This window comes from Protofrankia coriariae, from assembly GCF_001017755.1.
Classification (GTDB): Bacteria; Actinomycetota; Actinomycetes; order Frankiales; family Frankiaceae; genus Protofrankia; species Protofrankia coriariae.
This window is the reverse complement of record NZ_JWIO01000004.1, coordinates 129,070-151,929: the sequence shown is the minus strand read 5'-3', so window position 1 is coordinate 151,929 and position 22,860 is coordinate 129,070. Positions and strand designations below refer to the sequence as shown.

Genomic DNA, 22,860 nt, shown 5'->3' with positions numbered 1-22,860 from the left:
GAGCCGGTGGCGGCCGCGGCGCCGCTTGCCGCCAGCCTGAGCGGCTCCGAACTTGCCCCGGCCCTCGCCGGGCTGGGCCTGGTGGGGCTCGCCGGGGTGGTGGCGATCGCCGCGACCAGGCGTGCCGGCCGGGTGGTCGTCGGCGTGCTCGTCCTGCTCGCCGGAGTGGCGGCCGCCGTCGTCGCCGGCCGGATCGCGGCCGATCCCCTCTCGGCGGCACGGGCCACCGCGCGGGTGCGTGACCTTGCCCCCGGCGCCACCGCCGACCTGCGGGACCTGCGGCGCACCGCCGCGCCATGGCTGGCCNNNNCCGCCGCGCCATGGCTGGCCGCCACCGGCGGCGTGCTCCTCGCCGGCGGCGGGCTGCTCGTCGCGCTGCGCGGGCGCACCTGGTCGGCGCTGTCCGCCCGCTACCGAAGCCCGGCGGCCCGGCCGGTCGATGCCTGGGAGGCCATCGACCGCGGCGACGACCCGACCTGATCCCGGCCCCGGCCTGATCCCGGGTCTGGCCCGATCCGGGCCCGATCCGGCCGCGTGGTGGGCTGGGCTCGGGCTCCGCCCGGTGGGCCGGTGCGGTGCCGGGGCGGACCGGCCGGGTGCGCCGTAGAGGGCGCCGCGGCGGATCGCTGGTGGGCCGGCAACCGGTCGGCGGTGGGCGGACTGCCGAGTGTCGGCTACTTTACGGTCGGCAGCAGTCTCTCCAGGTAGCCAACAAACAGACAATCACGGTACGTGGGCATGGCGTCCGCGTATCCGATGTGCAAAGGTTTTTCGGCTCCCTCGTTTCACCGCCGCCGGGCCTGTGTCAACCGGTGAGCAACCGGCGGATGTGAGCATGCGAGCCCTTCGGCGGGGGGCGGATGCCTGTCGCACACGCCTGGCCTAACATCGGCGCCATGGCCGAGACAGCCACGGGCACAGATCGATGAGCGTTCTCGACGACATCCTTGACGGGGTCCGTGCGGACCTCGCCGAACGGGAGGTCGCGACCCCCCTGGCAGCGCTGAAACGACGCGTCGAGCGCGTTCCCGATCCCAGGGACGCGCTGGCGGCGCTGCGCAGCCGGGCAGTCGCGGTGATCGCCGAGGTCAAGCGCCGTTCCCCGTCCAAGGGCGAGCTCGCCACGATCGCCGACCCGGCGGAGCTGGCGGCCCAGTTCGAGACGGCGGGCGCGGCGGCGATCAGCGTCCTGACCGAGCGGCACCGGTTCGGCGGGTCGCTGGCCGACCTGGACGCCGTGCGCGTCGCGGTGGACGTGCCCCTCCTGCGCAAGGATTTTGTGATCTCCCCCTACCAGGTCTTCGAGGCGCGGGCGCACGGCGCCGACATCGTCCTGCTGATCGTGGCGGCGTTGGAGCAGCCCCGGCTGATCGGCCTGCTCGAACGGGTCGAGTCGCTGGGTATGACCGCCCTGGTCGAGGTGCACGACGAGCAGGAGGTCACGCGGGCGGTCGACGCGGGAGCCCGGCTGATCGGCGTCAACGCGCGTGACCTGCGGACGCTGGACGTCGACCGCGACACCTTCGCCCGGCTGGCGCCGCTGCTGCCGCCAGGGGTGCTCAAGGTCGCCGAGTCCGGTGTGCGCGGGCCGCACGACCTGCTCGCCTACGCCGCGGCCGGAGCCGACGCGGTCCTGGTGGGGGAAGCCGCGGTGACCGGCACGGATCCCCGTCAGACGGTCGCGGATCTGGTCACCGCCGGTGCGCATCCAGCCACCAAGGTCGGTCGCTGACCAGCTGCTGACCAGTCGCTGACCACACCGCACCTGGCGCGTCTCCGGGAGGATAGGGTCACGCCGTGACCTCCGCCGTGACCTCCGCCGCCGGGTTCGCCAACGCGGATGCCGCGCCGGTGAGCCCGGTGCCCGACAGCGCCGGGCACTTCGGCCGTTTCGGCGGCCGTTTCGTCCCCGAGGCGCTGTTCGCCGCGCTGGACCAGTTGACCGAGGCCTACGCGGCCGCGCGGGCCGATCCCGGTTTCACCGCCGAACTGGGCGGGCTGCTCGCGACGTACGCCGGCCGGCCCACCGCGCTCACGGACGCGGCCCGGCTGACCGCGCACGTCGGCGGCGCCCGCATCCTGCTCAAGCGGGAGGACCTGGCCCACACCGGCTCCCATAAGATCAACAACGTGCTCGGCCAGTGCCTGCTCACCCGCCGGATGGGCAAGACCCGGGTGATCGCCGAGACCGGCGCCGGCCAGCACGGGGTGGCCACGGCCACCGCCTGCGCGCTGCTCGGCCTGGACTGCGTGGTCTACATGGGTGAGGAGGACACCTCCCGGCAGGCGCTCAACGTCGCCCGGATGCGGCTGCTCGGCGCCGAGGTCGTCCCCGTCGCCGCGGGCAGCCGCACCCTCAAGGACGCGATCAACGAGGCCATGCGGGACTGGGTGGCCACGGTGGACACGACCCACTACTGCATCGGCTCGGTGATGGGACCGCACCCGTTCCCGATGCTGGTCCGCGACTTCCAGCGGGTCATCGGGGTGGAGGCGCGGGCGCAGGTGCTCGAGCGCGTCGGCCGGCTGCCCGACGCGGTGGTGGCCTGCGTCGGCGGCGGCTCGAATGCGATGGGGATCTTCCATCCGTTCATCGACGACACCTCGGTCCGCCTGATCGGCGCCGAGGCCGGCGGCGACGGGCTGGCCACCGGCCGGCACGCGGCCGCGATCGCCGGTGGCGCTCCCGGCGTTCTGCACGGCATGCGCACCTTTCTTCTTCAGGACGCCGACGGGCAGACGCAGGTGTCGCACTCGATCTCGGCCGGGCTGGACTATCCGGGCATCGGCCCCGAGCACGCCTGGCTGCACGAGACGGGCCGGGCGACCTACGGGGTGGTCGACGACCAGGCCGCCATGGACGCGCTGCGTCTGGTGGCCCGGCTGGAGGGCATCCTGGTCGCGATCGAGAGCGCGCACGCGTTCGCCGCCGCGTTCGACGTCGCCCGGGATCTCGGCCCGGACGCCGTCGTCGTCGTGAACTGCTCGGGGCGGGGCGACAAGGACGTCGACACCGCGGCGAAGTGGTTCGATCTCCTCTGACGGCCAGCACCGGCGGGAACGCTGTCACCGACGAAAAACGCCATCATCGGCGGGAGAGAACACCGCCAGCGACCGGAAGCATGCCGAACCAGCTCCGCGCGGCGGGCGTCAGGCACGGCCTGGCCGCCGCCGCCGGAACGGATCACGGAACGGACCAGAGTGCGAAGTCTTTCGGATGAACGGAGTCTCGCCGGCGAGCCCAGCGAGCGGAACGAGCCCGGCGGACAGAGTCGGCTGAGCCAGGTCTTTGCCAGGGCGCGCGCTGACGGGCGGGCGGTACTGGTCGGCTACCTGCCGGCGGGCTTCCCCTCGGTGGCCGGCGGGATCGCGGCGGTGCGGGCCCTTGCCGAGGCCGGGGCGGACGTCGTCGAGGTCGGCCTGCCCTACTCGGATCCGACCATGGACGGCCCGGTGATCCAGGCCGCGTCGGACGCGGCCCTGCGCCGCGGGGTCACCACCGCCGACGTCCTGCGCACGGTGGAGGCGGTGGCCGTCACCGGCGTGCCGGCGCTGGTGATGACCTACTGGAACCCGATCGAGCGCTACGGGGTCGACGCGTTCGCGCGTGATCTCGCGGCCGCGGGCGGGGCCGGCGCGATCACCCCGGACCTGCCGCCCGAGGAGGCCGGCCCGTGGCTTGCGGCCACCGCCGACGCCGGGCTCGACTCCGTCTTCCTGGTCGCGCCGAGCTCGACCGACGCCCGGCTGGCGCGGGTCGCCGCGGTCAGCAAGGGCTTCATCTACGCGGCGTCCCTGATGGGAGTGACCGGGACCAGGGAGCGGGTCGGCGCGCAGGCGGCCGACCTGACCCGCCGGGTCCGGGCCGTCACCGACACGCCGGTCGCCGTCGGGCTCGGTGTGAGCACGCCCGAGCAGGCGGCCGAGGTCGCCGGCTTCGCCGACGGTGTGATCGTCGGATCGGCCCTGGTCAAGGCGCTGCTGGAGGCCGAACGCGCCGGGGCGGATCCGGGGGAGGCGGAGGTGGCGCTGCGGGGGATCGTGGCCGGGCTTGCCGCCGGGGTGCGCCGCCCCGAGCCGTCCGTGCCACGGGGGTGATCCCCGGCGGTTCCGCCGCCCGCACCGCTCCCGCCGTCCATGCCCGGTGCCGCGATTACAGGGCCCGGTGTCGCGATTACAGGCACGCTTTATAGTAATTTGTCATGTTTTGTCATGCGCTGTAACGTATTGTGACGCCTGCTGATGGCTGCTGACGTTCGGTGGTATTCGGTCGTATTTGATGATGTTTGGTAATGGCCTGCTGGTAACTTACGGTGATTCTTGTGATGGTCGGTGATGTGGGGCATGGCGAGGGCCAGGTTACGGGCGGTATAGCTTGACCTATGTGGTCCTAGCCGCGATTCCCAGCCCCTCGACGGGCATCCTGTACGTAGGCCCCGTCCCGCTGCGGGGCTACACCCTTGCGATCATCGTCGGTATCGTGATCGCGACTGTGATCACCGGGCGGCGGCTGCGCGCGCGCGGCCAGCCGGCCTATCTCGCCACCGACGTGGCCGGGTGGGCCGTCCCGTTCGGCATCGTCGGAGCGCGGGTCTACCACGTCGTCACCAGCCCGGACGCCTACTTCGGCGCAGGCGGGGACCCGGTCGACATACTGCGGGTCTGGCACGGCGGGCTGGGGATCTGGGGCGCGGTCGCCGGCGGGGCACTGGGCGTGTGGCTCGCCTGCCGGCNCTCGCCTGCCGGCGCCGCGGGGTCGGCTTCGGCCTATTCGCCGACGCGGCGGCCCCGGGCCTGGTCCTGGCCCAGGCCGTCGGGCGGGTCGGCAACTGGTTCAACCAGGAGCTCTACGGGCGCCCGACCGACCTGCCCTGGGCGTTGCGGATAGATCCCGAGCACCAGCGTGTCGCCGGTGAGTCGCTCTACCATCCCACCTTCCTGTACGAGGCACTGTGGAACGTCGGGGTGGCCGGCATCCTGCTGTGTGTGGACCGCCACCACAGGCTCGGCCGGGGCAAGCTGTTCGCGCTCTACGTGCTGCTCTATACCGCCGGGCGGGCGTGGATCGAGGCGCTGCGCATCGACGAGGCCCACACCTTCCTCGGGGTACGGCTCAACGACTGGACGTCGCTGGTCGTGTTCGCCGCCGCGGCGCTCGCCCTGGTGTTCCTGCACGCTCCTGTCGACCCTCCGGTGGCCGCCGACACACCCGCCGACGATCCCAGCGCCGCTCCCGGCCCCGGCCCCGGCCCCGTCGCCGGGCCCGCGGCTGTCTCGGGCGAACCACCCAGCCGGCCCTCCGCTGCCTCCGGTGACGCCGCCGCCCAGGCCAACGGCCCGGACGGGGAGAGTGACGCGGGGAGCGCGGCGGCCGAAGGCAGCGGCCCGGACGGGGAAGCCGGCCCGGCTCGGCCCGACGCCGCGCCGCCGGATGTGCCGCCGGATGTACCGGGTGTGCCGCCGGGTGTGCCGGGTGTGCCGCCGGGTGTGCCGGGTGTGCCGCCGGGTGTGCCGGGTGTGCCGCCGGGTGTGCCGGGTGTGCCGCCGGGTGTGCCGGGTGTGCCGCCGGGTGTGCCGGGTGTGCCGCCGGGTGTGCCGGGTGTGCCGCCGGGTGTGCCGGGTGTGCCGCCGGGTGTGCCGGGTGTGCCGCCGGGTGTGCCGGGTGTGCCGCCGGGTGTGCCGGGTGTGCCGCCGGGTGTGCCGGGTGTGCCGCCGGGTGTGCCGGGTGTGCCGCCGGGTGTGCCGGGTGTGCCGCCGGGTGTGCCGGGTGTGCCGCCGGGTGTGCCGGGTGTGCCGCCGGGTGTGCCGGGTGTGCCGCCGGGTGTGCCGGGTGTGCCGCCGGGTGTGCCGGGTGTGCCGCCGGGTGTGCCGGGTGTGCCGCCGGGTGTGCCGGGTGTGCCGCCGGGTGTGCCGGGTGTGCCGCCGGGTGTGCCGGGTGTGCCGCCGGGTGTGCCGGGTGTGCCGCCGGGTGTGCCGGGTGTGCCGCCGGGTGTGCCGGGTGTGCCGCCGGGTGTGCCGGGTGTGCCGCCGGGTGTGCCGGGTGTGCCGCCGGGTGTGCCGGGTGTGCCGCCGGGTGTGGAGTCCGCCGTCCCCGCGACCGGCGAGCCGTCCGACCGGCCCTGACCGGGGCGGCGCCCGGCAGCGACGGCGGAAAACGAGGAGGACGGGAGAACCCGGGGAACAACGCGGGGAACGCGGGGAACGCGGAGAGTACGGAGAGTACGCGGAACGAGGTGTCCGGCGTCCGACAGTCGGCGGCTGACAGCGGTCGCGGACAGTGCTGGAAGGCAGCGCTGGAAACAGCGACGAAAGGTGTCCGTGACGTCGGTGTACGGTCAGTGCAGCATGCCCGGGGACCGGCCGGCGCACCTCGGGGCCGAGGCGCCACCGAGTGCCCGGTTGGCCACATCCGCCGCCAGCCCGTTTGTGATCACGGCGGATCCAGTGCGCACGTGGCACACTCGTTAGTGCGCCCGGCCGGGACATTCCCTGTCGCGGCGGCGCGTCCGGACAGCGTCGTCCGCCTCTTGGAGATCCCCTGAAGACGGACAGGACCCGCCGGATGTCGATCGCACAAGGTTTGTACGACCCCACGTTCGAGCACGACGCCTGCGGGGTCGGCTTCGTCGTCGACGTTCGTGGGCGACGCAGTCACGAGCTGGTCGAACAGGGCCTCACCGTGCTACGCAACCTTGACCACCGGGGTGCCTCCGGCTCCGACCCGGACACCGGGGACGGCGCGGGCATCCTGTTGCAGATCCCGGACACGTTCCTGCGCGACGTCGTCGACTTCCCGCTGCCGCCGCCCGGCCAGTACGCGGCGGGGACGGCGTTCCTGCCGCAGATCGCCGGCGACCGGGACGACGCGGTCCGCGCGATCAGCCGGATCGTGCGCGCGGAGGGCCTGCGGGTCCTGGGCTGGCGTGAGGTGCCGGTGGTCAGCCACATGGTCGGCCGGGCCGCCGCCGAGGTCGAACCGTGGATGCGCCAGCTCTTCCTCGGCCTGCCCCCCACGGCCAGCGGCAGCGGCACAACCGGTGTCACAGCTGGTGACGGCGCCGCCGACGGGTCCTCCGACCTGATGGACCTCGAGCGCCGGGCGTTCCGCGTGCGCAAGCGAGCCCGCCTGGAGGCGGGGGTGTACTTCCCCTCCCTGTCCGCGCGCACCATCGTCTACAAGGGGATGCTCACCACCCACCAGCTTTCCGCGTACTTCCCCGATCTTGACGATCCCCGGTTCGCCAGCGCCATCGCTCTGGTGCACAGCCGGTTCTCCACCAACACCTTCCCGAGCTGGCCGCTGGCGCACCCGTACCGGTTCGCGGCCCACAATGGTGAGATCAACACTGTGCGTGGCAACCGCAACTGGATGCAGGCCCGGGAGGCGCTGCTCGCCAGCGACCTGATCCCGGGGGAGCTGAGCCGCCTGTTCCCCATCTGCTCGGACGGCGCCAGCGACTCGGCCAGCTTCGACGAGGTCCTGGAACTGCTCCACCTGGCCGGGCGCAGCCTGCCGCACGCGGTCCTGATGATGATCCCGGAGGCGTGGGAGAACCACGACGAGATGGATCCGGCCCGGCGGGCCTTCTACCAGTTCCACTCGACGCTGATGGAGCCGTGGGACGGCCCGGCGTCGATCGCCTTCACCGACGGTACGGTCATCGGCGCGGTGCTCGATCGCAACGGGCTGCGTCCGTCCCGCTACTGGGTGACCGACGACGGTCTGGTTGTCATGGCCTCCGAGGTCGGCGTCCTCGACATCCCCGCGCACAAGGTGGTGCAGAAGGGCCGGCTGCAGCCGGGGAAGATGTTCCTGATCGACACCGCCGAGGGCCGGATCGTCGACGACGAGGAGATCAAGTCCGAGCTGGCCGCCGCCGCCCCCTACGAGGAGTGGCTGCACGCCGGCCTGATCTCCCTGGACGACCTGCCCGAGCGTGAGCACGTCATCTACGGGCACGAGTCGGTGCGCCGCCGTCAGCAGGTCTTCGGCTACACCGAGGAGGAGTTGCGGGTCATCATCGCGCCGATGGCCCGCACCGGCGCCGAGCCGATCGGGTCGATGGGCACCGACACCCCGATGGCGGTGCTCTCGCAGCGCCCGCGGCTGCTGTTCGACTACTTCACCCAGCTCTTCGCGCAGGTCACCAACCCGCCGCTGGACGCGATCCGGGAGGAGATGGTCACCAGCCTGGCGCGTACGCTCGGCCCGGAGGGCAACCTGCTCGCGCCGTCACCGGCGTCCTGCCGGCTGGTGCACCTGCCGTACCCGGTCATCAGCAACGCCGAACTCGCCAAGATCGTCGGTATCAACGACGACGGTGACATGCCCGGGTTCGCCGCGGTGACCGTCCGTGGTCTCTACGACGTCGACGGCGGCGGGGCGGCGCTCACCGGCCGGCTGCGGGAGATCTGTCGCGGGGTCAGCGAGGCGATCGCCGACGGCGCCCGCATCGTCGTGCTCTCCGACCGAGACTGCGATCGGCACAAGGCCCCGATCCCCTCCCTGCTGCTGACCGCCGCCGTCCACCACCACCTGATCCGGGAGAAGACCCGCACCAAGGTCGGTCTGATCGTCGAGTGCGGCGACGCCCGTGAGGTCCACCACATCGCGCTGCTGCTCGGCTACGGCGCGGCCGCGGTCAACCCGTACCTGGCCTTCGAGTCGATCGACAACATCCTCGACGCCGGCGAGCTGGACGGGATCACCCGGGAGCAGGCCCAGAAGAACCTCATCAAGGCGCTCGGCAAGGGCGTGCTGAAGGTCATGTCCAAGATGGGCGTGTCCACCGTGGCCGGTTACACCGGCGCGCAGCTGTTCGAGGCGATCGGGCTGTCCCAGCAGCTCGTCGAGACCTACTTCACCGGGACGCCGTCCCGGCTCGACGGAGTGGGCATCGACGTCCTCGCGGACGAGGTCGCGGCCCGCCATCACCGGGCGTACGCGGCGCTGCCCAGCGAGCTCGCCCACCGCGACCTCGACGTTGGCGGGGAGTACCAGTGGCGCCGCGAGGGCGAGGTGCACCTGTTCAACCCGGAGACGGTCTTCCTGCTCCAGCACGCCACCCGCAGCCGCCAGTACGAGGTCTTCAAGAAGTACACCGCCACCGTCGACGATCTCTCCCGGCGCAACGCCACCCTGCGCGGCCTGTTCGAGCTGCGCGAGGGGCTGCGCCCGCCGGTGCCGATCGAGCAGGTCGAACCGGTCTCGGAGATCCTCCGACGGTTCGCGACCGGGGCGATGTCCTACGGCTCGATCAGCGCCGAGGCGCACGAGACCCTCGCGATCGCGATGAACCGGATCGGCGGCAAGTCGAACACCGGGGAGGGCGGGGAGGACGCCAGGCGCTACGTCCCCGACGCCAACGGCGACCTGCGCCGCTCGTCGATCAAACAGGTCGCCAGCGGACGGTTCGGGGTGACCAGCGAGTACCTCGCCAACGCCGACGACATCCAGATCAAGATGGCGCAGGGCGCCAAGCCGGGTGAGGGCGGCCAGCTGCCCGCGCACAAGGTCTACCCGTGGATCGCGCGGACCCGGCACTCGACGGCGGGCGTGGGCCTGATCTCCCCGCCGCCGCACCACGACATCTACTCCATCGAGGACCTCGCCCAGCTCATCCACGACCTGAAGAACGCCAACACCCGGGCGCGGGTGCACGTCAAGCTCGTCGCCGAGGTCGGGGTGGGCACGGTCGCCGCCGGGGTGTCCAAGGCCCACGCCGACGTCGTGCTGATCTCCGGGCACGACGGCGGCACCGGCGCGTCCCCGCTGACGTCGCTGAAGCACGCCGGCGCCCCCTGGGAGCTGGGGCTGGCCGAGACCCAGCAGACCCTGCTGCTCAACGGCCTGCGCGACCGGATCGTCGTCCAGGTCGACGGTCAGATGAAGACCGGCCGGGACGTCGTCGTCGCCGCCCTGCTCGGCGCCGAGGAGTTCGGGTTCGCCACCGCCCCGCTGGTGGTGGCCGGCTGCGTGATGATGCGGGTCTGCCACCTCGACACCTGCCCGGTGGGGGTGGCGACCCAGAACCCGGTGCTGCGCGAACGCTTCACCGGCAGGCCCGAGTTCGTCGAGGCGTTCTTCACCTTCATCGCCGAGGAGGTGCGCGAGTACCTCGCGGCGCTGGGCTTCCGCACCCTGCGGGAGGCCGTCGGGCACGTCGAGTTCCTCGACGCCCGGGCCGCCGTCGACCACTGGAAGGCGGCGGGCCTCGACCTCACCCCGTTGCTGCACAGCCCGGAGCGGCCGTTCGGTGGCGCCCTGCACTGCACGACCGCCCAGGACCACGGGCTGGACAAGGCGCTGGACAACTCCCTGATCCAGCTCTGCGAGGACGCTCTTGAGGACGGCCGGCCGGTGTGGCTGGAGATGCCGATCCGCAACGTCAACCGGACGGTCGGCACCATGCTCGGCTACGAGGTGACCAGGCGGTACGGCGCGCGGGGCCTGCCCGACGACACGATCTCGCTGCGGTTCACCGGCTCGGCCGGGCAGAGCTTCGGCGCGTTCGTGCCGCGCGGGGTGACGCTCACCCTCGAGGGCGACACCAACGACTACGCGGGCAAGGGCCTCTCCGGCGGCCGGATCATCGTCTTCCCGCCGAAGGAGGCGCCGCTGCGCGCCGAGGAGAACACCGTCGCGGGCAACGTGCTGCTCTACGGCGCCACCGCCGGCGAGGCGTTCTTCCGCGGCATCGTCGGCGAGCGGTTCTGCGTGCGCAACTCGGGCGCGACCGCCGTCGTCGAGGGCGTCGGCGACCACGGCTGCGAGTACATGACCGGCGGTACCGTCGTCGTGCTCGGGCCCATCGGGCGCAACTTCGCCGCCGGGATGAGCGGCGGCGTCGCCTACCTGTACAGACCGCTGCGGCGGCGGATCAACACCGAGATGGTCGACGTGGAGCCGTTGGACGACGACGACCGCGAGCTGCTGCGCACCCTGATCGCCCGGCACCGGCGGGAGACCGGCTCCACGGTCGCGGCCGGTCTGCTCGGCCGGTGGGAGGACGAGCAGGCCCGGTTCGTCAAGGTGATGCCACGGGATTACAAACGCGTGCTGGCGGCTATGAAGAAGGCGGAGGATGACGGGCTGCCCGCCGATGATCTGATCATGACGGCAGCCCGCGGCTGAGCCCGGTCGGGACGCCGCTCGGCTCATCCGCGGACGGGCGGCGTCGCGGCGGGTGACGCCTGCCGGACGGGGAGGATCCCCGGTGGCACCGTCCACGCGCAGTACGTATCCGACGTATCCGACGTATCCGATGTTCCCGATGTGTCCGACGACATACCCGCACTCTTCTCGGCGGTTGTCCGATGAACCCGGCGCCGTCGACATGTCCGTGAAATCCTTGTAAAACATCCCCGCAAAAGCCTGATGGGACACACACCCGCGAACCGCGTCGAGCATCGCCCCCGCGACGCTGCCCCCGCGACCCGCCCCTCGCGGCCGACGCGTCGGCAGGCGGCGCCCGGCGCGCGGCGCCCCACCACCCGACAGCGTCCCGCCACCCGACAGCACCTGGTCACCCGACAGGACCCCACCACCCGACAGGAGCGGTATGGCTGACCCGACAGGCTTCCTCAGGCACCACCGGGAGCAGCCGAAGCGCCGGCCCGTCGACGTGCGCATCACCGACTGGAAAGAGGTCTACGAGCCGTTCCCGGCCAGCTCCCTGCGGGACCAGGCCACCCGGTGCATGGACTGCGGCATCCCGTTCTGCCACAACGGCTGCCCCCTGGGGAACATCATCCCGGAGTGGAACGACCTGGTGCGCCGCGGCGACTGGCACGACGCGATCGAACGGCTGCACGCCACCAACAACTTCCCGGAGTTCACCGGACGGCTCTGCCCGGCGCCGTGCGAGGCCGCCTGCGTCCTGGGCATCTCCGACGACCCGGTGGCCATCAAGCAGGTCGAGGTGTCGATCATCGACCGGGCGTGGGGCGACGGTGCGGTCCGTCCCGTGCTGCCGTCGACGCGCACCGACCAGCGGGTCGCCGTGGTCGGGTCGGGCCCGGCCGGGCTCGCCGCGGCCCAGCAGCTCACCCGCGCCGGCCACAACGTCGTCGTGTACGAGCGGGCCGACCGCATCGGTGGCCTGCTGCGCTACGGCATCCCCGAATTCAAGATGGAAAAGCACGTCCTGGACCGCCGCCTCGCCCAGATGCGGGCCGAGGGGACGGTGTTCATGGCCTCCTGCGACGTCGGCGTCGACATCACCGGGGACGAGCTGCACGCCTCCTACGACGCGGTCGTGCTCGCCGGCGGGTCGACGGTCGGCCGGGACCTGAACATCCCCGGCCGCGACCTCGACGGCATCCACCTCGCCATGGAGTACCTGGTGCCCTCGAACCGGGTCCAGCAGGGTGACCTCGCCGCGTCCCCGATCAACGCGGCCGGCCGGCGGGTGGTCATCATCGGCGGTGGCGACACCGGCGCGGACTGCCTGGGTACCGCGCTGCGCCAGGGTGCCCGCTCCGTGCACCAGCTTGAGATCATGCCGCGGCCGCCGCGGTCGCGGCCGGCGGCCAACCCGTGGCCGACCTGGCCGGTGGTCTACCGGGTGTCCAGCGCGCACGAGGAGGGCGGCGAGCGCGTCTTCGCCGTCTCCACCGAGCGTTTCTCCGGTGACGCCGCGGGTCGGGTCCGCTCGCTGCGCATGCACGAGGTCCGACTGGTCGACGGTCGTTTCGAGAAGGTGCCCGACACCGACGTCGAGCTGCCCTGCGAGCTGGTGCTGCTGGCGATGGGCTTCACCGGGCCGCAGCGGACGGGCCTGCTCGAACAGCTCGGGGTGGCCCTCGACGCCCGTGGCAACGTCGCCCGGGACGCCGGCTGGGCGAGCTCTGTCCCGGGCGTGTTCGTCGCCGGGGACATGGGCCGCGGCCAGTCGCTGATCGTGTGGGCGATCGCGGAGGGCCGGTCCGCCGCCGCGGCGGTCGACCGCTACCTGCGCGGCAGCACCGACCTCCCCGAACCGGTCACCCCAACCCAGCGATAAGCCCCAAAGGTACCTTCAGGCACAATTTGGGGACACTGCTCTCTGAGTGGTGGATCTGTCGCCGTGTGATCGCCGTTGGCGATCACGCTCCGTGCGGCTCCTGGCGTGAGGTGTCTTCCGGCATGACCGGGGATCCCTGTCCCTGGGCGGGCCACGGCCGGTGCCCTTCGGCCGGTGATCGCCGGTGGGCCTCGGGATGCGCTGTAGGCTTTTCGGCGACGTCCGTAACTGGAGTTCGTAACGGGAGAAGGCACAGGAGCCAGATGCTGGACAGGCGGTTCATCCGGGAGAATCCCGATGTCGTGCGCGAGGCCGCTCGCGTCAAGGGGGTCGACCTCGACGTCGACGGCATCCTGGCTCTCGACCGCAGCGTGCGATCGTTGCAGCACACCCTGGACACGGCGCAGCGTGAGCGCCGTGAGCTCGCGGGTTCGTTCAAGAGCGCCGACGCGGCCGGCCGCGAGCGGCTGCNNNGGCCGGCCGCGAGCGGCTGCGGGAGCGCTCCGCCGCCCTCGACGTCCAACTGCGCGAAACCCGTGACGAGCTGGAGACCGCCAGCGAACGGCTGCGGGACCTGCTGCTGCGCACCCCGAACATCCCGTGGGACGGCGCCCCGGTCGGCCCGGACGAGTCCGCGAACACCGTCATCCGGGTCTGGGGGGAGCGGCCTGCGTTCGACTTCACCCCGCTCGACCATGTCGAACTGGCCGAGAAGCGCGGCTGGGCGGAGTTCGAACGGGCCCGCAACGTCTCGGGGGAGCGCGCCTACGCGCTGGCCGGGCCGCTCGTGCTGCTGGAGCGGGCGGTCCACTCCTACGCGCTGGACCTGCTCGCGCACAGGGACTTCCGGCTGGTCTCGGCGCCGTCGCTGGTGAAACGGGAGGCGCTGGTCGGCACCGGCTTCCTGCCCGGGCACGGTGAGGAGATCTACGAGCTGCCCGCCGACGAGCTGTTCCTCGCCGGCACCGCCGAGGTCGCGCTGGTCGGCCTGCACGCCGGCGAGATGCTCCCCCTGCGTGACCTGCCGCTGCGCTACGCCGGGATCTCGCCGTGCTTCCGCCGCGAGGTCGGCAGCGCCGGGCGGGACGTGCGCGGGCTGCTGCGGGTCCACCAGTTCGAGAAGGTCGAGCAGTTCGTCATCTGCGAGGCCGACGAGAAGCAGTCGGCCCACTGGCACGCCGAGCTGTTGGACACGGCCGAGACCGTCCTGCAGTCCCTGGGGCTGGCCTACGAGGTGGTGGAGTGCGCCACCGGCGACATGGGCCTGGGCAAGTTCCGGATGAACGACATCAACACCTGGTTCCCGTCGCTGGAGCGCTACCGGGAGACCCACAGCTGCTCGACGCTGCACGACTGGCAGGCGCGGCGGGCGAACATCCGCTACAAGGACGCCGAGGGGCGTGTCCGTTTCGCCCACACCCTGAACAACACGGCGGTGGCCACCCCGCGGCTGCTGGCCGCCATCCTGGAGAACTTCCAGACGGCGGAGCACCATGTCCGCATCCCCAAGGTCCTGCGCCCCTACCTCGGCGACCGCGAACTGCTCTAGCCAGGCCGGCCGGGCCCAGCCGGACAGATTCGCGGGGAAGGCGTACCGTCCCCGCCAGAACTGGCACGGCCAGGCACGTTCAGGTCTGATCGTTGTGGGCACATCACCACACGTGAACGACGGAGAGGCCGGGGTGGCGGGCGGGTCGGGATGAACGGCGGTCCGGGTGGGTATCCTCCCGCCCGCAGCGCGCTGGGCCTGCGTTTCGCCCTCGCCCTGTTTGGGCTGCTGTTCGCCACGGCCATGTGCGCCTACTTCGCGGTCCGGGACCAGCCAGCGCTCGCCGTGCTGCTCGGCCTGGTCGCCCTGACCGCCGTGGTCGACCTGTTCGTCATCGTCCGCCGCGTCCGCCGCGAACACCGCTGGTGACACCCGCCGCCGTCTTCAGTCTCCCTCCAACCCCGAGCTGTAGGTGGAAACCGTCACCAGAGCAACCAGAACCACCTACGTCAGCGGAACGCGTAGGTAGAAAAGGCTGTCGGGACGACCGAAACCACCTACGCCTTCAGGCGTACCGGGGTTGCCGAGCCTTCAGACACCGGGGCTGGCGGTGGGAAGTCCGGCCCTGGCCGCGATCGCGAGCAGGCGTTTGTCATAGGTGACGAACGCCTCCAGCCTGGCGCCGGGTTGGTCGGTCAGCACCGTGGCGGTGGCGAGGTGAACGGCGTCCAGGGAGCGGAGCTGTGGGTCATCGTAGGCGGCCGCGACGGCTCGGACCGTGGCGTTGATCTCCAGCCGGTACAGCCGGGCAAGGGTGACCGGCAGCCTGCCCAGAGCCTGCGGGACGCAGCGGCGCAGCGCGCGGGACGCCTCGACTTCGACCAGGACCGACGACACCAGCGGTAGGGCACGGTAGGCGTCCAGCCAGTCCAGCAGGTCAACGGTGCAGGGCTCCGCGCGGACCAGCTTGACCACGGCGGCAGAGTCGAGATAGATCACCAGTTTTCGTCCTCGCGGGCCGCGGCCAGCTCCGCGGCGGTGTCCACGGCCGGGTCGCCCAGTACGGGTGGCATGGAGAGTGGTTCGCCTACCTGGACCGAGGGCGCAGTAGCCTGGCCCTCGGCGACAAGGCGCTCCAGTACCGACAACTCACGTTCGACGGGGACGAGGCGTGCGACCGGATGGCCGCGATCGGTCACCTCCACTGTCTCGCCGCGGCGTACCCGTTCGATCACCTGACTGGTGTTCTGGTTCAGCTCGCGTACTCCTACCTGCCGCATGGGTCCAGTGTAGAACATGCCGTTCTACGCTATGGCTCTACAGGGGGTAGCGCTGGGGTGGGCCGGTTGTGGGGTAGCCGCGTGGAAGATGCGGGAAACCGCCGCGGGACGAACCGGCCCGGGCAGATAGGCCGGTTGCCGGGATGAGGTGAACCTTCGCCGTGAAGGAACAGACCGCCTGTCCCCTGTGCCGGGGAAACGTATTTCGGTCATTACTTCCCGAAAGTCCCGGGCCGGTGGTCGTGGGCGGGGGCCACGATTGTTTTTCCGCACGTCCGCCCATATATTTGACGGCGTTGTTGTCGAAATACCGTGACCGAGGCCGCGCTGATCGCGAGACGGCGATTTGACACCGCGAAACACGTTGGAAGCAATGCCTCCGTATAAGAAGGACGGGCGGGCCTGACGGCCTACTCTACCCACGGTCGGACCGTGGGTAAGCCCCTCGCCGACCGTCGGTCATTGAGGAGGTCCACGTACGTGGCCAAGCAAATCCAGCATCTGGACCGGGTGGCAATCCGGTTCGCCGGTGACTCCGGCGACGGCATGCAGCTCACCGGCGACCGTTTCGCCTCCGAGACCGCCATCCTGGGGAACGACCTGTCCACCCTTCCCAACTACCCCGCCGAGATCAGGGCACCATCGGGCTCGCTGCACGGTGTGTCCAGTTTCCAGGTACATTTCGCCGCCCACGACGTCCTCACTCCCGGGGACTCGCCGGACGTCCTGGTGGCGATGAACCCGGCCGCGCTGCGCGCCAATCTCGCCGACCTGCCGCCCAATGCGGAGATCATCGTCAACACCGACGAGTTCACCACCCGCAACCTGGAGAAGGTCGGTTATACAAGCAACCCGCTGGAGAACGACTCGCTCGACGGGTTCACCGTCCACCGGGTGCCGCTGACGTCGGCGACGATCGCCGCCCTCGCCGACTTCGAGGTCTCCAAGAAGGACGCCGAGCGGGCGAAGAACATGTTCGCGCTCGGCCTGCTGTCCTGGATGTACAGCCGGCCCACCGAGGGCACGGTGGAGTTCCTCAGGCAGAAGTTCGCCAAGAAGCCGAAGATCGCCGCCGCGAACGTGGCCGCCTTCCAGGCCGGCTGGAACTACGGCGAGACCACCGAGGACTTCGCCGTCCGCTACGAGGTCAAGCCCGCGAACCTGCTGCCCGGCACCTACCGCAGTGTCAACGGCAACTCCGCGCTCGCCTACGGCCTGGTCGCCGCCGGCCTGCGTGCCCATCTGCCGGTCTTCCTCGGCGCCTACCCGATCACCCCGGCCTCGGAGATCCTGCACGAGCTGTCCGCGTACAAGCGCTACGGCGTGACCACCTTCCAGGCCGAGGACGAGATCGCCGCGGTGGGCTCGGCGCTCGGTGCCTCCTACGGCGGCGCGCTCGGCGTCACCTCGACGTCCGGCCCGGGGCTCGCGCTGAAGACCGAGACCCTCGGGCTCGCGGTGATGCTGGAGCTGCCGCTGGTCATCGTGGACGTGCAGCGCGCCGGCCCGTCGACCGGCCTGCCGACCAAGACCGAGCAGTCCGACCTGAACATCGCCCTGTTCGGCCGGCACGGTGAGGCGCCGCTGGCGGTGATCGCGGCCCGCTCACCGGCGGACTGTTTCTACGCGGCGCTGGAGGCGGCGCGTATCGCGCTGACCTACCGGATGCCGGTCATCCTGCTCTCGGACGGCTACCTGGCCAACGGCTCCGAGCCGTGGCTGCTGCCGGACCCGGCGGACCTGCCCGACCTGCGGGTGGAGTTCGCCACCGAGCCCAACGGGCCGGACGGTAAGTTCCTGCCCTACCTGCACGACCCGCACACGCTGGCCCGCCCGTGGGCGGTGCCGGGCACGCCCGGCCTGGAGCACCGCGTCGGCGGTCTGGAGAAGGCCAACAACACCGGCGCGGTCTCCTACGTCCCGGCCGACCACGACCTGATGATGCGGCTGCGCGCCGCTCGGGTCGAGGCCATCGACGTGCCCGACCTGGAGGTCGAGGACCCCACCGGGGACGCCCGGGTGCTGGTGCTCGGCTGGGGCTCCACCTACGGGCCGATCGGCGCGGCCTGTCGCAAGCTGCGGGAACGCGGGGTGTCCATCGCCCAGGCGCACCTGCGGCACATCTCGCCGCTGCCGCGCAACGTCGGCACGGTGCTCGCCGGCTACGACCGCGTCATCATCCCGGAGATGAACCTCGGGCAGCTCGCCCACGTGATACGCGACCGCTACCTGGTCGACGCCGTGTCCTACAACAAGGTCAACGGCCAGCCGTTCACCTCGGCGGAGCTGGAGACGGTCCTGGAGGAGGTCGTGCGCAATGACTGAGGTCCCACTCAAGCTCACCGCCAAGGACTTCCGGTCGGACCAGGAGGTCCGCTGGTGCCCGGGATGCGGTGACTTCGCGATCCTGTCGGCGATCCAGTCGTTCATGCCGGAGCTGGGCATCCCCCGGGAGCGGATCACCTTCGTCTCCGGGATCGGGTGTTCCTCCCGTTTCCCGTACTACCTCAACACCTACGGGATGCACTCGATCCACGGCCGGGCGCCGGCGATCGCCACCGGTCTCGCGGTCAGCCGCCCGGACCTGTCGGTGTGGGTGGTCAGCGGTGACGGCGACGCGCTGTCCATCGGTGGCAACCACCTGCTCCACGCGCTGCGCCGCAACGTCAACATCAAGATCCTGATGTTCAACAACCGGATCTACGGGCTGACCAAGGGCCAGTGCTCGCCGACCTCGGAGTTCGGCAAGGTCACCAAGTCGACGCCGGTCGGCTCCCGGGACACCCCGTTCAACCCGATCGCGGTGGCGCTCGGCTCCGAGGCGTCGTTCGTGGCTCGCACGATCGACTCCGACCGCAAGCACCTGCACTCGGTGCTGCGGGCCGCCGCCGCGCACCAGGGCAGCGCGTTCATCGAGATCTACCAGAACTGCGCCATCTTCAACGACGGCGCGTTCGACGTGCTGAAGGATCCCGCCAGCCGCGACTCGGTCCTCATCCGCCTCGAGCACGGCAAGCCGATCACCTTCGGCGCCACGGGGGAGAAGTGCGTGGTGCGCGAGCCGCGCGGCTTCGGCCTGGAGGTCGCCGACACCGCCAGCGTCCCGCGCAGCGAGATCATCGTGCACGACGAGGCGGTGCCCGGGCCGGCCTACGCGTTCACCCTGTCCCGGCTGTCCGACCAGGATCTCAGCAACACCCCGATCGGGGTGTTCCGTCGGGTGGCCCGGCCCACCTACGAGTCGATGGTCCAGGAGCAGAACACCGCCGCCCGCACGAGCGCCACGGACAGCACGCCCGACGACCTGCTCGCCGAGCTGCTGCACACGGGCAACACCTGGACGATCCGCTGAGCTCCTGATCCGCCGGGCCGTCGATCCACCGCCGCGCCGATCAGCCGTTTCGCCGGTCCGGCACCTGACCGATTCGGTGATCTGGTGATTCGGTGATCGGCCGGGCCCCCGGCTCACCGGCGCGCCGACCGGCCGAGCCGTCCAGCCATGTGATTTCCGGCGGACGGTGCTCACGGACATGTTCCGGTTTCCGCCCCACCGGCGTTCCCCGGTCGCCCGCGTCCAACGGACGCGGCGACCGGGGAACGCCTTTGTCGTTTCCGGCCTGTTCGCGGCGGGCCGTCCGTGTCCGGACCGTTCGCGCGGGCGGGGCCGCCCACCGTTGGCGGACGGCTTCGCACGTTCTTCCCGGCCAGCGCTGCCAGGCCGTGCCACAACGGTCGCCCGGACCCACGGGCCGGAATTTTCAGGCCATCCGAACAATGCGCCGGGTAATAGGTCACCGGCGTCGGAACGTTCGTCCCAGAAGTCGCCGGACGCCGTATTCGGCAACGGATCCGGGCTGTAAAGAACTGGTACGGCACGTTGTCGGAGTCGATCGCCGAAAATTGCTGACGGGCAGGCTGCCGACTGCCCGGAACCCAGGTGGTGACCAGCGTCCACACCATTGGTCCCAGGCCTTTCGGCCACCTGGCCCAGGCTTCTTCTGCTATTCGTCCCGGAATCGCGGATCGGGGGCAGAAGTAACTGGGAAGATACGGCGCTTAAAGCGCCCGAAACAACGGTCAGCGACATTTCTAATCGCGACACCTCAACGGTGAGGATCGCGGGACCGCCCACCGGCGGATCGCGGATCGCGGGTCCGGCATCAGGTAACTGGCCGGCACCGGCTCGGCACAGCGCCATCTTCCCTGTTCGGTGCGACTGACGGAGGGCACGCATGATGTGGAGCACGACATCGTGATCGGGTTCTGTGACACCACGCTGCGCGACGGTGAGCAGGCCCCGGGCGTCGCCTTCACCGCCGAGGAGAAGCTCGCCATCGCGTCCGCTCTCGATCGGGTGGGAGTACAGCAGATCGAGGCGGGCGTGCCGGCCATGGGGCCGTCCGAACGCGAGATCATCCGCCGTGTCGCGGCGGCGGGTCTGCGGGCGGAGGTCATCGCCTGGTGCCGGGCCGTGCGGTCCGACGTCGACGCGGCGGCGGCCTGCGGGGTGCGGCGGGTCCACGTCAGCATTCCCGTGTCCGACCTGCACCTGCAGTACAAGCTCGGCCGTGACCGGGCGTGGGCGCGCAGCCGGATCCTCGACTGTGTCGCGCACGCCCTCGACCGTGGACTGGTGGTCGGGGTCGGGTTCGAGGACGCCTCGCGGGCGGACGACGGCTTCGTCGCCGACCTCGCAGGCGAACTGTCCCGGGCCGGTGTCGACCGTCTGCGCTGGGCCGACACCGTCGGGATCCTCGAGCCCGCCGGGGCGTACGAACGGCTGTCCGCCCTGGTGGTAGCCGCCTCGGCCGCTCCGGCCGTCTGGGAGATCCACGCCCATGACGACTTCGGGCTGGCCACCGCCAACACGCTCGCGGCGGTCAGCGCCGGTTTCGGGTTCGTCAGCACGACGGTCGCCGGGCTCGGGGAACGGGCCGGCAACGCCGCCTTCGAGGAGGTGGCGATGGCGCTGCGTCATCTTCTCGGGTACCGGATCGATCTGGACACCACGGCGTTGCGCGCGCTGGCCGAACTGGTCTCGGGCGCGGCGCGGCGGCCGGTACCCACCGGGAAGGCGATCGTCGGGGAGTCGGCGTTCGTCCACGAGTCGGGTATTCACGTGGACGGCGTGCTGAAGGCTCCGAGGATCTACGAGCCCTTCGACCCCGCGGAGGTCGGCGCGCGGCGCCGGCTGATCGTGGGCAAGCACGCGGGACGGGCGTCGCTGCGCCACGCCCTGCGTGAGTATGGGATCGACGCCGACGAGGGCGTTCTCGGATCCGTCCTGGACGGTCTGCGATCGCACGTCGCGACGCTCAAGCGGCCGCTGTGCTCCGGTGAGGTCCGCGACCTCTACGAGCTCACGGCGGCCAGCCTGGCCACCGGCGCCGGCGCCGGTTCCTGAACGAATACGGCACGGAACAGTGCACGAAATACAGCACGAAATACCGCACAAAATGCAGCACGAAAACGGCATGAGAAGCACGACGGCGGTATCGCGGCGCGGGACCTGTTCCCGCGGGCAGCGGCATCGCCGCAGGCACCAGACAGGCGCCAGGACATGTACCGGTTCCCGGGCGCGGAGCGCTTCGGCGAACCAGCACCGGTTCTTCCACAGTGACGCACGCTCAAGCGTGCGGTGAGGAGCACACACCCATGAGGCAGCTCGCGTTCTACGGCAAGGGTGGTATTGGTAAGTCCACCACTCAGCAGAACACGATGGCCGCACTGGCTGAGCGGGGCAACCGGGTCATGATCGTCGGTTGTGACCCGAAGGCGGACTCGACCCGTCTGATCCTGCACTCCAAGGCTCAGCACACCGTCATCGAGAAGGCCGCGGAGAAGGGCTCGGTGGAGGACCTCGAGCTCGACGAGGTCCTGCTCGAGGGCGCGTGGAACATCCGGTGTGTCGAGTCGGGTGGCCCGGAGCCGGGTGTCGGCTGCGCCGGCCGAGGCGTCATCACCGCCATCACCTTCCTGGAGGAGAACGGCGCCTACGAGGACCTCGACTTCGTCACCTACGACGTCCTCGGTGACGTCGTCTGCGGTGGGTTCGCCATGCCGATCCGCCAGGGCAAGGCCCAGGAGATCTACATCGTCACCTCCGGTGAGATGATGGCCATGTACGCGGCGAACAACATCGCCCGAGGCATCCTCAAGTACGCCCACACCGGTGGCGTCCGCCTCGGTGGGCTGATCTGCAACAGCCGCAAGACCGACCGTGAGGACGAGCTGATCACCGAGCTCGCCCGGCGGCTGAACACCCAGATGATCCACTTCGTCCCGCGTGACAACATCGTCCAGCACGCCGAGCTGCGCCGGATGACGGTCATCGAGTACTCGCCCGAGGCCGACCAGGCCAACGAGTACCGCGAGCTCGCGCGCAAGATCGAAGAGAACGACATGAAGACCATCCCCACCCCGATCAGCATGGACGAGCTCGAGGAGCTCCTGATCGACTTCGGGATCATGGAGCAGGAGGACGAGTCGATCGTCGGTCAGAAGGCCGCCTCCGCCGTCGGCGCCTGACCGCTCGTCCCCGCACACCCAGAAAGGTCTGTCATGACTCCGCCCGTGACGTCTGCCGAGACGCAGGCGATGATCGACGACGTCCTCTCGGCCTACCCGCCCAAGGTCGAGAAGGACCGCCAGAAGCACGTCAAGCCCAACGACCCGGGCGGGGCGAAGGAATGCGAGGTCAAGAGCAACGTCAAGTCCCGCCCCGGGATCATGACGCTGCGTGGCTGCGCCTACGCCGGTTCCAAGGGTGTGGTGTGGGGTCCCATCAAGGACCTCATCTCCATCAGCCACGGCCCGGTCGGCTGCGGCCAGTACACCTGGGGCACCCGGCGCAACTACGCCAACGGGCAGCTCGGCGTCGACAACTTCACCGTCATGCAGATCACCAGCGACTTCCAGGAGAAGGACATCGTCTTCGGTGGCGACAAGAAGCTCGCCGCCATCCTGGACGAGCTGGTGGATCTCTTCCCGCTGGCCAAGGGCGTCTCCATCCAGTCCGAGTGCCCGATCGGCCTGATCGGTGACGACATCGACGCGGTCGCCACCGCCGCGACGAAGCGGCTGGACC

Annotated in this window: 16 protein-coding genes and 1 pseudogene; 15 read left to right on the top strand and 2 right to left on the bottom strand. The window is 70.9% G+C overall.

Annotated features, from left to right (window positions below; translation table 11 throughout):
* The first annotated feature begins 6 nt into the window (after positions 1 to 6).
* From FrCorBMG51_RS04430 to FrCorBMG51_RS04390, 10 genes and pseudogenes are all read left to right on the top strand, one after another.
* Positions 7 to 480: a Trp biosynthesis-associated membrane protein gene (locus tag FrCorBMG51_RS04430; protein ID WP_157180384.1), complete on the top strand. Its 474-nt coding sequence runs from the start codon at positions 7 to 9 to the stop codon at positions 478 to 480.
* Positions 481 to 925: 445 nt separating this feature from the next.
* Positions 926 to 1,732 (top strand): indole-3-glycerol phosphate synthase TrpC, encoded by an 807-nt coding sequence (gene trpC, locus FrCorBMG51_RS04425; RefSeq protein WP_047221817.1) that lies wholly within the window; start codon positions 926 to 928, stop codon positions 1,730 to 1,732.
* A 77-nt stretch (positions 1,733 to 1,809) separates the two neighbouring features.
* On the top strand, positions 1,810 to 3,042 hold the full coding sequence (gene trpB, locus FrCorBMG51_RS04420) for a tryptophan synthase subunit beta (protein WP_047221875.1): 1,233 nt from the start codon (positions 1,810 to 1,812) through the stop codon (positions 3,040 to 3,042).
* Between the two features lie 159 nt (positions 3,043 to 3,201).
* A complete protein-coding gene (trpA, locus tag FrCorBMG51_RS04415) occupies positions 3,202 to 4,098 on the top strand; it encodes a tryptophan synthase subunit alpha (protein WP_235433304.1) in 897 nt (298 codons plus the stop codon).
* A 286-nt stretch (positions 4,099 to 4,384) separates the two neighbouring features.
* Positions 4,385 to 4,888 (top strand): prolipoprotein diacylglyceryl transferase family protein, encoded by a 504-nt coding sequence (locus FrCorBMG51_RS34430; RefSeq protein WP_476742099.1) that lies wholly within the window; start codon positions 4,385 to 4,387, stop codon positions 4,886 to 4,888.
* Positions 4,795 to 6,123 (top strand): prolipoprotein diacylglyceryl transferase, encoded by a 1,329-nt coding sequence (locus FrCorBMG51_RS30565; protein WP_476742103.1) that lies wholly within the window; start codon positions 4,795 to 4,797, stop codon positions 6,121 to 6,123. The genes FrCorBMG51_RS34430 and FrCorBMG51_RS30565 overlap by 94 nt, the downstream gene beginning before the upstream one ends.
* Before the next feature lie 439 nt (positions 6,124 to 6,562).
* On the top strand, positions 6,563 to 11,134 hold the full coding sequence (gene gltB / locus FrCorBMG51_RS04405; RefSeq protein WP_047221816.1) for a glutamate synthase large subunit: 4,572 nt from the start codon (positions 6,563 to 6,565) through the stop codon (positions 11,132 to 11,134).
* Positions 11,135 to 11,561: 427 nt separating this feature from the next.
* Complete coding sequence (locus tag FrCorBMG51_RS04400; protein WP_047221815.1) at positions 11,562 to 13,004, top strand: glutamate synthase subunit beta; 1,443 nt, start codon at positions 11,562 to 11,564, stop codon at positions 13,002 to 13,004.
* Positions 13,005 to 13,267: 263 nt separating this feature from the next.
* Positions 13,268 to 14,553, top strand: a pseudogene (gene serS / locus FrCorBMG51_RS04395) (serine--tRNA ligase).
* A gap of 150 nt (positions 14,554 to 14,703) precedes the next feature.
* Complete coding sequence (locus FrCorBMG51_RS04390; RefSeq protein ID WP_013874054.1) at positions 14,704 to 14,922, top strand: DUF6343 family protein; 219 nt, start codon at positions 14,704 to 14,706, stop codon at positions 14,920 to 14,922.
* A gap of 162 nt (positions 14,923 to 15,084) precedes the next feature.
* Here FrCorBMG51_RS04390 and FrCorBMG51_RS04385 read toward each other — a convergent pair whose 3' ends face one another.
* Together FrCorBMG51_RS04385 and FrCorBMG51_RS04380 are read right to left on the bottom strand one after the other, a co-directional pair.
* Positions 15,085 to 15,492 carry a type II toxin-antitoxin system VapC family toxin gene (locus tag FrCorBMG51_RS04385; protein WP_047221814.1) on the bottom strand — a complete coding sequence of 136 codons (408 nt, stop codon included), beginning with the start codon at positions 15,490 to 15,492 and terminating at the stop codon, positions 15,085 to 15,087.
* The gene (locus FrCorBMG51_RS04380) at positions 15,489 to 15,773 is read right to left on the bottom strand and encodes a type II toxin-antitoxin system Phd/YefM family antitoxin (protein WP_047221813.1); all 285 of its coding nucleotides are present in this window, start codon (positions 15,771 to 15,773) and stop codon (positions 15,489 to 15,491) included. The genes FrCorBMG51_RS04385 and FrCorBMG51_RS04380 overlap by 4 nt, the downstream gene beginning before the upstream one ends.
* A 480-nt stretch (positions 15,774 to 16,253) precedes the next feature.
* Between FrCorBMG51_RS04380 and FrCorBMG51_RS04375 the strand changes: the two genes are divergently transcribed.
* From FrCorBMG51_RS04375 to FrCorBMG51_RS30560, 5 genes are all read left to right on the top strand, one after another.
* The gene (locus FrCorBMG51_RS04375) at positions 16,254 to 18,098 is read left to right on the top strand and encodes a 2-oxoacid:acceptor oxidoreductase subunit alpha (RefSeq protein ID WP_047221812.1); all 1,845 of its coding nucleotides are present in this window, start codon (positions 16,254 to 16,256) and stop codon (positions 18,096 to 18,098) included.
* Positions 18,091 to 19,125 carry a 2-oxoacid:ferredoxin oxidoreductase subunit beta gene (locus tag FrCorBMG51_RS04370; protein ID WP_047221811.1) on the top strand — a complete coding sequence of 345 codons (1,035 nt, stop codon included), beginning with the start codon at positions 18,091 to 18,093 and terminating at the stop codon, positions 19,123 to 19,125. Before FrCorBMG51_RS04375 ends, FrCorBMG51_RS04370 begins: the two co-directional genes overlap by 8 nt.
* An 885-nt stretch (positions 19,126 to 20,010) precedes the next feature.
* Positions 20,011 to 21,177: a homocitrate synthase gene (nifV, locus tag FrCorBMG51_RS04365; protein WP_052914278.1), complete on the top strand. Its 1,167-nt coding sequence runs from the start codon at positions 20,011 to 20,013 to the stop codon at positions 21,175 to 21,177.
* Positions 21,178 to 21,428: 251 nt separating this feature from the next.
* Positions 21,429 to 22,301 (top strand): nitrogenase iron protein, encoded by an 873-nt coding sequence (nifH, locus tag FrCorBMG51_RS04360; protein ID WP_047221809.1) that lies wholly within the window; start codon positions 21,429 to 21,431, stop codon positions 22,299 to 22,301.
* 33 nt (positions 22,302 to 22,334) lie between these two features.
* Positions 22,335 to 22,860: nitrogenase component 1 (locus tag FrCorBMG51_RS30560; RefSeq protein ID WP_275452042.1), on the top strand; the 526-nt coding region annotated here is incomplete at its 3' end.

Excerpts from the sequence above, each read along its gene's own strand:
- FrCorBMG51_RS04400 (WP_047221815.1), top strand. The coding sequence starts at position 11,562 with ATGGCTGACCCGACAGGCTTCCTCAGGCACCACCGGGAGCAGCCGAAG.
- FrCorBMG51_RS04390 (WP_013874054.1), top strand. The coding sequence starts at position 14,704 with ATGAACGGCGGTCCGGGTGGGTATCCTCCCGCCCGCAGCGCGCTGGGC.
- trpC (WP_047221817.1), top strand. The coding sequence starts at position 926 with ATGAGCGTTCTCGACGACATCCTTGACGGGGTCCGTGCGGACCTCGCC.
- FrCorBMG51_RS04370 (WP_047221811.1), top strand. The coding sequence starts at position 18,091 with ATGACTGAGGTCCCACTCAAGCTCACCGCCAAGGACTTCCGGTCGGAC.
- nifH (WP_047221809.1), top strand. The coding sequence starts at position 21,429 with ATGAGGCAGCTCGCGTTCTACGGCAAGGGTGGTATTGGTAAGTCCACC.
- gltB (WP_047221816.1), top strand. The coding sequence starts at position 6,563 with ATGTCGATCGCACAAGGTTTGTACGACCCCACGTTCGAGCACGACGCC.
- FrCorBMG51_RS04380 (WP_047221813.1), bottom strand. The coding sequence starts at position 15,773 with ATGCGGCAGGTAGGAGTACGCGAGCTGAACCAGAACACCAGTCAGGTG.